Below are 14,183 nucleotides of genomic sequence, written 5' to 3'. Positions count from 1 at the left end.
GTGCGTCCGCCGCATCTGGCGAAACTTGTAGTAACGGGGGTTATGCGTTCCCCGCCTAAAAACTTTCTCGAATCCACTGACCAACTCGAGCCAAATAGCTCCCGCGCCCGGAAAGGCCGCGGCGTTGGTGCCGGGGTTCAAATTGTTCTATCTGCGCAACCTGCGGATAAATCAGCAAGCCCACAGCCGCCGAGAAAGCCGGACCCTTGGCTTCCTCTGGCAAACCGGAAATACCCAGCGGACGCCCCAGACGCACGTTGCGTCCAAGAATACGTCGTGCCGTCTCAGAAAGGCCGGTCAATTGACTGCCCCCTCCTGTCAACACAACGCGTTTACCCACTCGGCCAGCAAAACCGGAAGCGACAATCCGGTCTCGCACCATCTCCAATATCTCTTCAACACGCGGGCGAATAACCCGCGTTAGCATCGCCCGTGGGATCTGCGTTGGCAGATCTCCATCTGTATCAACAGGCGGTACCTGAATAAAATCACGGTCGTCCACCACACTTGGCAGGGCCGACCCATGTAAAACCTTAAGGCGTTCCGCAGCTTCCATGCGTGTTGAAAGCGCCCGCGCCACATCCATCGTTACGTGATTGCCACCAACTGCCAGCCCGTCCAGATGAACCATCTGGCCATCCACGAAGATGGAAATTGTCGTCGTACCGCCGCCCATGTCGATGCAGGCAACACCTAGTTCTGTTTCATCTTCCACCAGCGTGGAAAGTCCAGAGGCATAGGGCGTCGCAACAAGTGTTTCCACATGCAAATGACCGCGCTCGATACACAGCTCCAGATTACGCACAGGCGGCACTTCCGCAGAAACCACCTGCATATCAACGCCCAGCTTGCGGCCCATCATGCCGCGCGGATCACGAATACCCCGGTTGCCATCCAGCGCGTACGAGATCGGCAGCGCATGCATCACCGCCCGGCCCTCAGTGGCTGTATGCGTGGAACCTGCAGATAGAACCCGCTGAATGTCAGCTTCTGTAACACTTTCAGTTCCAAGAGGTACAGTCGCAGAGAAAATCTCACTCTGGAGGCGACCACAAGTCACAGTCACCAGCAGTGTTTCCACCATCACACCAGCCATACGCTCGGCCTGATCAACGGCGCGGCGGATCGCCTGCTCCGCCTGATCCATGTCCACCACCACACCGGACTTGATACCAGCAGAGGCTTGATAGCCGTAGCCAAGCACCTCAATGCCATGAGAACGACCCGGCATCAGGGCCTCCTCTTCACCAGGCACCAATTTCGCTATAATACAACACACTTTCGTGGAGCCGACGTCCAGAACGGAAACCACAACAGAGCGGCGGCTTGGCAAAGGCCGCATACGCGGTAGGAAAATCACATTCTTATTCGCGTTCATGTGTCCCTCCCATTCTTTGAGCGGTTAGGACGTCCCTTAATCGTTGTCTGGCGGCGCAAAGCTGCATCCTCGGAAAGACGTACAACAACACGATCTTGCAATCGCAGGTCCACCGCAACAATATCACGAGAGAGCAATCCACCCTGATCATCGAGCTTTTTGAGTTCGGCCAGAGCTTCCTCAACTTTGAATTCCGGCAACCGCACCGTAATTCCATTTTCCATGGCAAGATCCCAGCGGCGTTCGGAGCGCAACTGCGCTGCACGAACACGGGCTCGGATGCCCGGGAACTTTTCCAACTCACTCATAATTTCGCCAGCACGCAACTGCGCACCGTGGTTCACCACACGAAGCAAATTCGCATAGCGGCCATCCACTTCATCCGTGATGACCTTGCCCTTTTTATCAATGACCGACGTAATGTCACCGCGCTGCCAAAGCGCGTAAGGCACTTGCTCTTGAACCACGACCCGAAGAGTACCGGGATAGAATTTTTGTAAGGATGCACTTTTGATCCATGCAATGCCTTCCAGCCGTGTTTTCGCCTCACCTGCATCAAACAGCAGCAAGGAAGGACGATCATGAAGTTCCAGCGCTTCAAGCACCTGAAACTCCGTTACGCGCTGCAATCCATCCATTTCGATCTCGCCAACAGCAAAACCAACGGCGGAGGTAACTGATTCGCTCACTTCACGGACATGACCGCCCAGTGTAATCCCGTAGATAGCGGACAAAGCGAGGAAACCCAGAGCGCTTGCAGTCGGCGCCCAGGAAGGAATAACAGCAAAAAACCCAGTAACCCCCCAAGCGGATTTCTGGTGCAGACGCGATACGCCACGGCTTCTGAAGCGCGTGCTCCAGCCACCTGTACGATCTCGCATCGCAAACAATTTCGCCTTTATCTTCCGCAACTTGCGTCCTCCACGATCCAACTGACCAACTCTGGGAAATCATGTCCGGCATGTGCCGCGATTTCCGGTAGGAGCGATGTTGGCGTCATGCCGGGTTGAGTGTTTACTTCAAGACAAATCAGTTCTCCAAGGCCACCGGGTCCTTCGTTAAAACGGAAGTCGGCACGAGTAACACCGCGGCAGCCCAGAGCCTGATGCGCCCTGAGACTTGATTTTTGTATTTCTTGGTAAACAGATGGTAAAATTTCCGCAGGAAGTATGTGTTGTGAACCGCCTGGGACGTATTTTGCAGCATAATCGTAATATTTGTGACCCAATGGCACAATATCGATGATGCCCAAAGCCACATTACCCATTACCGCGCACGTCAACTCGCGACCGGGGATGTAACGCTCTACCATCAACATTTCACCAAATGCCCAATCTTCGCGGGTCAATTCTTGCGGTGGGTACTCCTGTCCCTCTTGCACAATAAGCACACCAAAGGACGACCCCTCACTAATCGGCTTGATGACATAAGGCGGTTCCATCACGTGGCGGCGCGCTGCATCAGCGCGGCTCACCACCATTGAATTGGCAACAGGCACACCAGCCGCTTTCATCACGGCTTTGGCTTTTTCCTTATTCATAGCAAGTGCAGATGCCATAACGCCGGAGTGCGTATAAGGAATGTCCAGAACTTCTAAAATACCCTGAATGGCACCGTCTTCACCAAAAGGTCCGTGCAAGGCATTAAAGGCAACATCAGGTTTCAGGTCTTTAAGGACTGCGGAGATGTTGCGGTCAACATCTACACGCGTCACCTCATAGCCAGCCGTTTCAAGCGCAGTGGCACAGTCCTCGCCAGAGGCAAGGGAGACCGGACGCTCTGCAACCCATCCGCCCATCAAAACTGCTACATGCTTGGCCATCACAAAACCCAATTCCGATTAAAACACCTAAAACAACACATGGTCGGAGTTAGCCCGCGTTACCCAAAAACGGCTCAATCGCCGCACCGTCTACAAACGCCCCAAGGCGCTTGATTTCCCATTCCAGACGCATCCCTGTCTTGGCCAAAGCCTCAGAGCGAACAGTCTCGCCAAGCAATTCCAAATCGTGGGCGGTAGCATCAGCAACATTCAACATAAAGTTGCAGTGTAATTCCGACATTTTTGCGCCGCCGATCTGCTTTCCTCGGCATCCGGCCTCATCAACCACCTTCCAGGCACTGTGCCCCTCGGGGTTTTTGAAGGTTGAGCCACCGGTTTTCTCACGAATTGGCTGCGCCCGTTCACGGTGAGCAACCACCTCTGCCATCTCAGCACGGATCTCGTCTTCGCTCTGCGCAATGCCCTCAAATACCGCTGAGGTAAAAATCAGGTCTTGGGAGGCCGAAGAATGACGATAGGCATAGCCCATGTCCTCATTGGAAAGCGTGAGGAGTTCACCAGACCTTGTTACCGCGTTAACGTTAACAACCCGGTCTTTTGTCTCAGTTCCGTGTGCGCCTGCATTCATCCGCAGCGCTCCACCAACAGCACCGGGAATACCGGTGTAAAATGCAAATCCACCCGTCCCCGTCTTCGCTGCTTCTTCCGCCAGCTTCTTGTCAGGGACACAAGCCCCTGCCCTTAGCTGATGTCCGCCCAGATACTCAACCTGACCAAACCCACGAATTGGCAGTCGAATAACAACACCTTCCAACCCACCATCACGAACCAGCAGATTGGACCCAAGCCCAACCACAGTTACTGGCACGTCTTCTGGCAACGCCTTCAGGAACACAGCCAGATCAGCTTCATCAGCAGGCTGGAACATCAATTGCGCAGGTCCGCCAACACGAAACCACGTCACAGCAGAAAGCAGCTGGTTCGGGATCAAACGACCTCGAATATCGTCGATAGCATCACCCAGAAGCGGTGTCAGATCGGGATAGCTCATGCATGCTCTCCATCTTTGGCGGAAAGCTCTTCCAGTTCTTTCGGCAGGCTGTAAGCCCACTGCGTAATATTGCCAGCACCAAGGAACATAACAATATCGCCCGGCTCGGCCATCTCAGCGATAAGACCAGCCAACTCTTCCGGCCCGGCCATGCTGTGAACAGAACGGTGACCACCCGATTTGAGACCAGAAACCAAGTCCGACTGATCAGCACCCTTGATTGGCTGCTCACCCGCAGCAAACACAGGCGCAATGATCACACGATCTGCGTCATTGAAGCAGGCACAGAAATCATCAAACAAGCTTTCCAGACGGGAGAAGCGATGCGGTTGCATCACAGCAATCACTTTACCTTCGCTGGCGTCCCGCGCTGCATGCAACACAGATTTGATCTCGACAGGATGGTGCCCATAATCATCAAAAATCTCAACGCCATTCCATGTCCCGGTCTGCGTAAAGCGGCGCTTCACACCACCAAACGAGGCAAGACCATTGCGGATACACTCACCGGAAATACCCAGCGTATGCGCCACCGCAATTGCAGCAGTCGCGTTGGAAACATTGTGCAGACCCGGCATAGGCAGCACGAGGTCTTTCAACTCAATTACTTTGTTGCCACGGCGATCATGAATAGTCACGGAGAAGATGGACTTCCCGCCCTTGGTCGATACATCCGTAAACCGAATGTCAGACTGCGGGTTCGTTCCATAGGTCACAATACGGCGATCTTCAATCTGCCCGACTAGGCTTTGAACCTCAGGATGATCAAGACACATCACCGCAAAACCGTAGAACGGCACATTCTCAACAAACTGCGCGAACGCTGCCCGTACACCATCAAAATCACCATAGTGATCAAGGTGCTCAGGGTCGATGTTGGTCACAACAGCAATATCTGCAGGAAGCTTGACAAACGTCCCATCAGACTCATCCGCCTCAACAACCATCCAATCACCCTCACCCATACGAGCGTTGGTGCCATAAGCGTTGATGATGCCGCCATTGATAACAGTCGGGTCCATATGACCAGCGTCCAGCAGCGCCGCAACCATAGAGGTTGTCGTCGTCTTGCCGTGAGTGCCGCCAATGGCAATCGCCTGTTTAAAGCGCATCAACTCCGCCAGCATCTCAGCACGGCGCACAACAGGCATGTTTTTTTCACGCGCAGCTTTCAGCTCCACATTACTGCCTTTGATCGCAGAGGAGATGACGCAGATATCGGCACCGTCAAGGTTCTCGGCATTGTGCCCAACCATGACCTTGATGCCTTTTTCGCGTAAACGTTGAACGTTCGCGCTCTCAGACATGTCAGAGCCTTGCACACGGTACCCGAGGTTATGCAGAACTTCTGCAATACCGCTCATGCCGATGCCGCCGATACCGACGAAATGCACACCACCAATATCTACTGGCATTTTCATGAGGTGGCCTCTTTCTTTGTCGTTGTCGGAACAGAGCCGACAAGTGTTTCAGTCAGGTCTGCAAGGCGCTGCACGGCATGCGGCGCGCCTTGCGCCAATGCTGCTTGTGCTGCCAAAACCAGACGGCCCGGATTATCCATAAGTTCTTTCAACTCAAAGGCCAGTCTTTGCGGATCCAGTTCTTTTTGTGCAATCGGCCATGCCCCACCTACTTCAGCAAGCACTTCAGCATTGCGGCCCTGATCATTATCCAAAGCACTCGGCAGCGGAACCAGAATGGAGGGGCGCCCAATGGCAGCCAGTTCACAAACAGTTCCAGCACCAGACCGGCTAATAACAAGATGTGCCGCAGCAATGCGCTCCGGCAAGTCGGTAAAGAAGGACGCCACTTGAGCAGCAACACCCATCTCACGATAGGCCGCTTCAACAGCATCAAGGTCTTCCGGCCGTGTCTGCTGTACGATCACCAGCCGCTCGCGGTCTTCCGGCGCCATCAACTTAAGTGCCTCTGGCAAAACTTGAGAAAAGACGCGCGCGCCCTGCGACCCGCCAAACACCAACAGATGGAAAGCACCACCCTCTTCCGGTGAGTTATAAGCATGCCCACAAACCGCGATCACATTATCGCGCAAAGGATTGCCGGTCATAACCGCCTTTGCCGCCAGATCAGCAGGCAAGGACTGCAACGGGAAACTGGTCGCAACAGAACGTGCCCCTTTGGCAAGCATCCGGTTTGCGCGGCCCATCACTGCATTTGCTTCATGCAAAATAGAAGGCACACCAAGCAAACGCGCAGCAAACATAGGCGGAAAAGTTGGATACCCACCAAAGCCAACAATCGCAGCAGGCTTAGCCGCGCGGATTGCCTTCATCGCCTGTAATGTGCCAAGTCCAAGCTTAATGGCCGTTTTGACAAGAGAGATCGGGTTTTTGCTGCGAATGGTATCGCTCTTCACCAGATGCACTTTATCAGCCGGAAACGCACTGCCGTACCTGTCAGCTCTGCTGTCAGTGATCAGCTCAACACCATACCCACGGCGCATAAGCTCACCGGCTAGCGCTTGTGCAGGAAACAAGTGACCACCCGTTCCTCCAGCTGTGAGCATAATCTTCGGCTTCATTTCACTCTCCGACACAATAAATAATCTAAGCGTGCTGCGCAGGGGCAGCACGCGGAACACTAATAATCGGGTTCTTACGCGGGTGAGGCCGCTTACGCGTCAACGCCAGAACAAAACCCATAGTTAAAGAAATCGCCATCAATGAAGACACACCAGAAGAAATCAACGGCAACGTCATCCCTTTAGCAGGTATGAGATTGAGGTTCACAGCCATGTTAATGCAGCTCTGCAACCCAAACATCACGATAAGACCAGAGGAGGCCAAACGGCCAAACGGGTCCTGATCCTGCGTCGCCATGTAAAGACCGCGCAGAACAACAAACGCGAAGACACTCACCAATAAAACGCAAACAATGATGCCATATTCTTCCGCCGCCACCGCAAAGACAAAGTCCGTATGACTATCTGGCAAAATACGTTTCACAGTGCCTTCACCCACACCGCGACCCAGCCAACCGCCCGCAATAAAGGAGTCGATGGCCTTATCAATCTGGTAGGTATCACCACTAGAGGGATCAAGAAAACGCATGATACGGCCACGCACATGCGGCAGGTAGGTAAACCCAGCGCCAACCCCAAGAATGCCAAGAAGACCAAGTGGCACAATCGCCAACCACGAAAGACCGTTGAGGAAGAACAGAGCAAACAGCACGATTGTCAGCAGCATGGTCTGACCAAAGTCAGGCTGAGCAACCAACATGGCAGCCACAACAGCAAACAGAATAATCGAGATCAACTGTCCCGGTACGCCTTGCGCTTTACGCCCTTCCGACAAAAGGAAGGAGATGATCACAACAAGAGCTGGTTTAATAAACTCGGAGGGCTGAATAGAGACCCCAAACAGACTAATCCAGCGCCGTGCACCCTTAATATCAGCTCCAAAGAACAAGGTCCCCAGCAGCAAAACCAGCATTGCGCAAAACACGAGCAACGCAGCTCGGCGCACATAGCGCGGCGATAAGGCCGAGATGCCAAGCATCAACGCAATACTGGGAATAAGGAAGGCCGCTTGTTTCTTCACAAAGTAGAAGCTTTCCAGCCCGATCCGTTCTGCAACAGGCGGACTGGCTGCAAGCGACAGAACAAGACCCGACACCATGAGAATGAAAATTCCCACCAGCATGTACCGGTCAATTGTCCAAAGCCATTCAGAAAATGCACTGCGATCTACGCGCGAAACCATCAGCTAGCCCCCTCACCAGTCAGCACTTGGGCAGCTGCAATCGCAGCACTCTCAAATGCATCACCGCGAACTTCAAAGCTCTTGAACTGGTCAAAAGAGGCACAGGCAGGGGATAACAACACCACGACTTCGCCGTTCTCATCACGAGCTGCATCTTTTGCAGCAGCTTCTACAGCCAGAGCAAGGCTTGCAAACTTGTAAACCTCAACGGAGCCATCCAGCTCCTGAGCAAACTCATCAGCCGCTTCGCCAATCAGATAAGCTTTTGCAACCTTCAGGAAGTATGCCCGCAGGGAGGAAATACCGCCAGCTTTCGGGCGTCCACCTGCAATCCAGTAAATCCGATCGAACGCCGCCAATCCATGGGCTGCCGCTTCTGCGTTGGTGGCCTTGCTGTCATTTACAAACAACACCTTGCCCGCCCGCGCAACCAGCTTAAGCCGATGTGCCAAACCGGGGAAGGTCAGCAGTGCCTTCGAAATCTCGTCAAGCTCAAGACCAAGCGCACCGCAAACAGCCACAGCCGCCGCAGCATTCTGGCCATTGTGCGCTCCACGCAGCGAGTTGGAGGAGGATAAGTCGGCAACTTCAACGCCCTCACCTTCAAACATCTCGTAAACGCAACCGTCTTCCGCATAAACGCCTGTCTCAACTGCACTCTGGCAGGAGATGCATTCAACCGGCTCTTCACGCTCAATCAAACGCTGTGCGACAGCTGCACTCAAGTCATCGTCTACACCAACAACAGCAAGACGCGCCGCCTTCACAAGCCGCTCCTTGATGGAGGCGTAATGATCCATATCGCCATGTCGGTCCAGATGGTCCGGTGACAAGTTCAGCATCACACCAATATCGGGGACAAGGCTTGGCGCAAGGTCAATCTGGTAGGAGGAGACCTCAACCACATAAACACGATCCTCGGACAAGCTATCCAGGTCCAACACAGGGCGACCGATATTGCCGCCCATCTGCACGTCCAACCCGCATTCTTTGAGGATGTGAGAGATCAACGCTGTTGTCGTAGATTTACCGTTGGTGCCGGTGATCGCCACAAACGCAGCTTCTGGACAAACAGCTTCCCGCTCGCTCACGAAAAGCTCCACATCACCAATGACAGGAATGCCAGCCTCCTGCGCCCGAACCACACTCCAGTGCGGCTCAGGATGAGTAAGTGGAACACCCGGAGCGACAACAAGCGCTTCATAACGGGCCATATGCGCTTCTCGCAGATCAAGGGTCGCAAACCCCTGCTCTTCAGCAGCGGCAACGCGGTCAGCATTGTCATCCCATACATCAACACGAGCCCCACCAGCCTCAAGCGCGCGCGCAGTGACAAGCCCGGACTCACCGAGTCCGAACAATGCAACTTCTTTGCCAGCCATATGACGAATGGGGATCATCTTGGTCTCTCCTAGCGCAGCTTCAGTGTGGCAAGCCCAACCAAGGCCAGCACAACAGCAATAATCCAGAAGCGAATAACCACCTGACTTTCAGTCCAGCCCAGATGCTCGAAATGGTGATGAATAGGCGCCATGCGGAACACACGCTTACCGGTCAACTTAAAGGAGGCCACCTGTACAATCACAGAAACAGCCTCAAGCACAAACAAACCACCAATAATTGCCAGAACGATTTCGTGTTTGGTCGCAACAGCAATCGCGCCAAGCATGCCGCCCAGTGCCAGAGAGCCCGTATCACCCATGAAGATGGCGGCTGGAGGCGCGTTGAACCACAAGAACCCCAGCCCGGCACCAATCACAGCACCACAAACTACAGCTAGTTCACCTGTCCCCGCCACATAATGGATTTGCAGATAGCTGGAGAATACCGCGTTACCCGTCAGGTAGGCTACCAGACCAAACGAGCCGGCAGCAATCATCACAGGTACAATTGCCAGTCCATCAAGACCATCAGTCAGATTCACCGCATTGCCCGCGCCAACAACCACGAAAGCAGCGAATGGGATGAAGAACAGACCAAGATTCAGCGTGAGCTCTTTGAAAAACGGAAAACCAATGCTGGTAGAAAAGGGTTCAGCATCCAAAAGCGTCACAGCAAAGGCCGCTGCGCCAGCAATCAAGAACTCAAACCCAAGACGCGCCTTACCGCTAAATCCTTTATGAGAGGAGCTGGTGACCTTCAGATAATCATCATAAAATCCAATCAGGCCAAAACCAATGGTCACACCCAGAACGATCCAAGTGTAAGGATTACCCAGATCAGCCCACAACAGCGTTGCAACAATCATCCCGGAAAGGATCATCAGGCCGCCCATGGTTGGCGTGCCCTTTTTGGTCAGCAGATGGCTCTGAGGTCCGTCTTCACGAATTGGCTGGCCGTGTCCTTGACGCGATCGCAAAGCGGTAATGATGCGTGGGCCAAACAAAAACACAAAAAGCAACGCAGTCATAATCGCTCCGCCGGTGCGGAACGTAATGTATTTGAAAACATTTAATGCGGAAAAGTAAGGGTAAACCTCAGCAAGCTCCGCCAGCAAGTATAGCATTATACAACCTCAGGACTCACCGGCTGAAGCCGGCTCGGGAAAACGTTTCTTCAAAGCATCGACCAGAGGACCCATACGGGTCCCCAGTGAGCCCTTAATCATAACGATGTCGTTGGGACGCACGTCCGACAGCAGGTGTTTTTCCAGTTTATCGGAGGTCTCTGAATAAGCGCCTCGGGACGGTGCAGGCAACCGCTCCCACAGCACCTTCATGTGAGTTCCCACACAATAAACGATGTCGATCTTGCCTTGATCCAGTTCGCGCGCAAGGTCAGCGTGCAACTTGTCAGAATTTGCACCTAATTCGAGCATATCACCCAAAACAGCAATGCGCCGGCCAGACCGTTTGACAGGCAAATCAGCAACCAGTTTGATCGCCGCTTTCATGCTGGCAGGGTTCGCATTATAGCTTTCATCAATGAGTAGAGCCAAGCCGCCGTTCATATCCAGAACCGACTGCGCCCCTCGCCCTATGGGTGCTTCCATTTCCGCAAGCGCAAGACCGGCAAACGCAAGGTTTGCGCCCAGTTCCATCACACCCGTCAAAACCCCGAGAGAGTTGATGACATGGTGCGCACCGGGAGCACCGATCTTGTAGGATATTTCCTGCCCCAGAATGCTCGCATTCAAGCAAGAACAATCAGGGTTAGCTGCAACCTTCTTGGCAATAGATTGCGCGCCCGCCCGCATCCCAAAGCTGACGATGTTTTTCACACCAGACACAGCTGCCAGATACCGCAGCAAATCATACTGCCGGTTGTCACGGTTCAAAATAGCCACACCACCCCGTTCAAGGCCGGAGAAAATCTCCCCTTTGGCACGGGCAATGTCTTCGATAGAGTTGAAGGCTTCCAGATGGACCGGCTCAACAGTGGTCACAATCGCCACATGTGGGCGCACCATCTTCACCAGCGGCGTGATCTCGCCGCGGTGGTTCATGCCGATTTCAAAAATCCCAAACTCGGTGTCAGCATGCATACGCGCAAGCGTGAGAGGCACACCCCAATGGTTATTGAAACTGGCAACGGGCGCATGTGTAAAGCCGGATTTAGACAGGCAAAGCCGCAACGCTTCTTTCGTCCCGGTCTTACCAACAGAACCAGTCACCGCAATAATACGGGCCTTACTCCGGGCACGAGCTGCAACACCAAGCCGCTCTAGTGCCTTAAGCACATCATCAACGACCACATAACGACCGCCTTCAGGCAACTCCGACAGTTTTTCACGTGAGACGACAGCAACAGATGCCCCCGCTTCCACCGCTGCCACTGCAAATAGATGTCCATCAAAGTTTTCGCCTTTGACGGAGAAATACGCATCACCGGGCTGTAATGTCCGGCTATCAATGGAAATACCGGTCACATCAGTTGTCACGTCACCAAGGACATCCCCGTCCACGGCTTCAAGAAAATCTGTAAGTGTCCATAGCGGCCCACGATCAATATCAGGCAGTTCAATCATTTGCCGCTCATATTCCGACTTAACTTCTGAATCCAACAGGTTGATATGGGGAACGATAGTCCACTTAGGCTTGTCTATCGCTGACTTAGGTACGGATTTTTTCGCAGGCGTTTCATCAGATTCAGCAACAGGCACCGGAATGTCCAGAACAGGATCTGGTTCACTTGGCGCTTCTGGCTCACTCTGTATTTCTGGTTCACTCTGGATTTCAGGCTCAACAGGTAACTCAGGTTCAGGAGCTTGCGATACATCCTCTGCTGCAATGGGGGCAACCTCTTCAAGGCCTTCATCCGCAACAATCGCTTCTGCTTCTGCTTCTGCTTCGATAGCCACTAAATCACCCAGCAGCTCATCTTCAAGCGCATCAGGCGTATCCACGGCAACAGTAGGAAAAGTTTCCTTGGCAAGCTCTGGATCACGAGATTCAGCATCCGCCAACTCAGCATCGGCAAGATCGTCGCTGCCAAGCGCGTCTTCCTCCAGCACAAGCCAATCTTCTTCAACCTGATCTTCGCTACCATCAGGGTTTTCTGGCAGAACAGCTTCAAGTTCTTCAACACCAACCTGAACAGCAGCCAGTAAATCATCATCGCTCAAATCAGCTGCCGCATCATCCTCACCGTCCCCGGCAAGTAAATCCATTTCATCGAGGTCTAAGGAGAATTCAGAGGCTTCTCCCTCTGAGGAGGCCGGAGCATCCGCTTGCTCGCCTGCAAGTGTCAATGCACCTTGCACCGCTTCATGATCAGAAAATGGCAGAACTTCAGATCCAACAATCTGGCCGGTTTCATGCCCTTTACCCGCAATACAAAGCACATCACCTGCTTGCAGCATGCCAATGGCCTGCTGGATCGCCACAGCCCGATCACCGATCTCCAATGCACCCGGACAAGCTACAACAATCTCAGCACGAATAGCATCTGGATCTTCAGTACGCGGGTTATCATCAGTCACAATGGAAACATCGGCAAGGCGAGCAGAAATCTCGCCCATCAGCTGACGCTTTCCTGTATCCCGGTCACCACCACAACCAAACACGCTGATTAGACGCCCAGATGCAAACGGACGCAGTGCCGCCAACACATTTTCCAAGGCCTCCGGTTTGTGGGCATAATCTACAAACACCAGCGCGCCGTTTTCGCGCGAACCAACAAGCTCAATACGCCCCGGTGCGCCTTGCAACACTGTCAACGCTTCCAACACTGTCTGAACTGGAATACCAGCAGAAATAGCCAGCCCCGCAGCGAGCAGCGCATTGGAGACTTGAAAATCACCAGCAAGCGGCAATGCAACAGAATACAGGCCTTCAGCTGTTTCCAACTGTAAGACCTGACTAAATCCTTCCGGCTCAACACTAAGGAGCTTCAGGTCATCGCCAAAGTAGCCAATGGTGAATGTCTTGAGCCCGCGTTCTTCGGCAATCGCAAGCACACGATCAGAAAACTGAGTTTCCGGATCAACAACAACCACACCATCATCAGGAAGAATCTCCTTAAACAAGCGCAGTTTGGCTTGCAGGTAATCCTCAATGGTCGAATGATAGTCCATATGGTCGCGGCCAAGATTGGTAAACCCAGCAGCACAAATACGCACCCCATCCAGACGAAACTGATCCAACCCGTGGCTGGATGCCTCCATGGCAGCATGGGTAACTCCATCGTCTACCAGACGCTTTAAATCCTGATGCAAGGAGACAGGATCCGGCGTTGTCAGGCCGCCATAACTCTGGCCCGTAGACGTAACCGTGCCGATCGTCCCAAGACTGGCAGAAACGTGCCCCGCATATTCAAAAATCTGGCGAATGAACACAGCAACCGACGTTTTGCCCGCTGTACCCGTCACAGCTACCATTCGCTCTGGTTGTTCACCAGAAAACGCAGCAGCCATCAACGCAAGTTCCTTACGCGCATCCTCCGCAGCGATCAAAGCAACCAGCTTGGCTTGCCCGCGAATTTCATCGGTAACACGTGCAGCATCTATCAAAATTGCAGCAGCGCCAGCGTCCACGGCCTGCGAAATAAACCGCGCACCATCAACTTTGACGCCATCTAAGGCCGCAAATACAAAACCTGGCTCAACTGCCCGACTATCAGCAGTAAGCCCTGTAATAGTGAGAGTATCAACGCTGTCTGATCCATCAGCTTCAGCGGATTCTATCTCTTGTTTTGTAAGGTCTTTAAGCAACATGATGTCGATATGTCCGGCCTATGAGACATGAATGTGGCAAAGTGGTCGATGAAAATTGATGACTTCAATTCCCCTCAATATGACCATGTACT

At 53.2% G+C, this 14,183-nt stretch carries 10 protein-coding genes; all 10 read right to left on the bottom strand.

From position 1 onward, the window contains the following. Positions 1–55: 55 nt before the first annotated feature. From ftsA to BLS62_RS32845, 10 genes are read right to left on the bottom strand one after another with little or no spacing between them, the layout of a single operon-like run. The gene (gene ftsA / locus BLS62_RS24090; protein ID WP_093187220.1) at positions 56–1,378 is read right to left on the bottom strand and encodes a cell division protein FtsA; all 1,323 of its coding nucleotides are present in this window, start codon (positions 1,376–1,378) and stop codon (positions 56–58) included. Continuing rightward, positions 1,375–2,289, bottom strand: coding sequence for a cell division protein FtsQ/DivIB (locus tag BLS62_RS24085; protein WP_208991070.1), 915 nt, complete (start codon positions 2,287–2,289; stop codon positions 1,375–1,377). The genes ftsA and BLS62_RS24085 overlap by 4 nt, the downstream gene beginning before the upstream one ends. Then, positions 2,277–3,200 carry a D-alanine--D-alanine ligase gene (locus BLS62_RS24080; protein WP_093187217.1) on the bottom strand — a complete coding sequence of 308 codons (924 nt, stop codon included), beginning with the start codon at positions 3,198–3,200 and terminating at the stop codon, positions 2,277–2,279. The genes BLS62_RS24085 and BLS62_RS24080 overlap by 13 nt, the downstream gene beginning before the upstream one ends. A gap of 49 nt (positions 3,201–3,249) precedes the next feature. After that, positions 3,250–4,212 carry a UDP-N-acetylmuramate dehydrogenase gene (gene murB, locus BLS62_RS24075; protein WP_093187213.1) on the bottom strand — a complete coding sequence of 321 codons (963 nt, stop codon included), beginning with the start codon at positions 4,210–4,212 and terminating at the stop codon, positions 3,250–3,252. Further along, positions 4,209–5,633, bottom strand: a complete 1,425-nt coding sequence (gene murC, locus BLS62_RS24070) for a UDP-N-acetylmuramate--L-alanine ligase (RefSeq protein ID WP_093187210.1) — start codon at positions 5,631–5,633, stop codon at positions 4,209–4,211. Before murC ends, murB begins: the two co-directional genes overlap by 4 nt. Then, on the bottom strand, positions 5,630–6,754 hold the full coding sequence (murG, locus tag BLS62_RS24065) for an undecaprenyldiphospho-muramoylpentapeptide beta-N-acetylglucosaminyltransferase (protein WP_093187207.1): 1,125 nt from the start codon (positions 6,752–6,754) through the stop codon (positions 5,630–5,632). The genes murC and murG overlap by 4 nt, the downstream gene beginning before the upstream one ends. Before the next feature lie 25 nt (positions 6,755–6,779). Continuing rightward, positions 6,780–7,937, bottom strand: coding sequence for an FtsW/RodA/SpoVE family cell cycle protein (locus BLS62_RS24060; RefSeq protein ID WP_093187204.1), 1,158 nt, complete (start codon positions 7,935–7,937; stop codon positions 6,780–6,782). Continuing rightward, complete coding sequence (murD, locus tag BLS62_RS24055; RefSeq protein WP_093187201.1) at positions 7,937–9,337, bottom strand: UDP-N-acetylmuramoyl-L-alanine--D-glutamate ligase; 1,401 nt, start codon at positions 9,335–9,337, stop codon at positions 7,937–7,939. Before murD ends, BLS62_RS24060 begins: the two co-directional genes overlap by 1 nt. A gap of 11 nt (positions 9,338–9,348) precedes the next feature. After that, positions 9,349–10,443 (bottom strand): phospho-N-acetylmuramoyl-pentapeptide-transferase, encoded by a 1,095-nt coding sequence (gene mraY, locus BLS62_RS24050; protein WP_093187198.1) that lies wholly within the window; start codon positions 10,441–10,443, stop codon positions 9,349–9,351. 9 nt (positions 10,444–10,452) lie between these two features. Next, the gene (locus BLS62_RS32845) at positions 10,453–14,091 is read right to left on the bottom strand and encodes a UDP-N-acetylmuramoylalanyl-D-glutamyl-2,6-diaminopimelate--D-alanyl-D-alanine ligase (RefSeq protein ID WP_093187195.1); all 3,639 of its coding nucleotides are present in this window, start codon (positions 14,089–14,091) and stop codon (positions 10,453–10,455) included. Positions 14,092–14,183 lie beyond the last annotated feature (92 nt).

The sequence above is a fragment of the Pseudovibrio sp. Tun.PSC04-5.I4 genome, from assembly GCF_900104145.1.
GTDB lineage: Bacteria > Pseudomonadota > Alphaproteobacteria > Rhizobiales > Stappiaceae > Pseudovibrio.
This window is presented reverse-complemented; position numbering and strand designations above follow the sequence as displayed.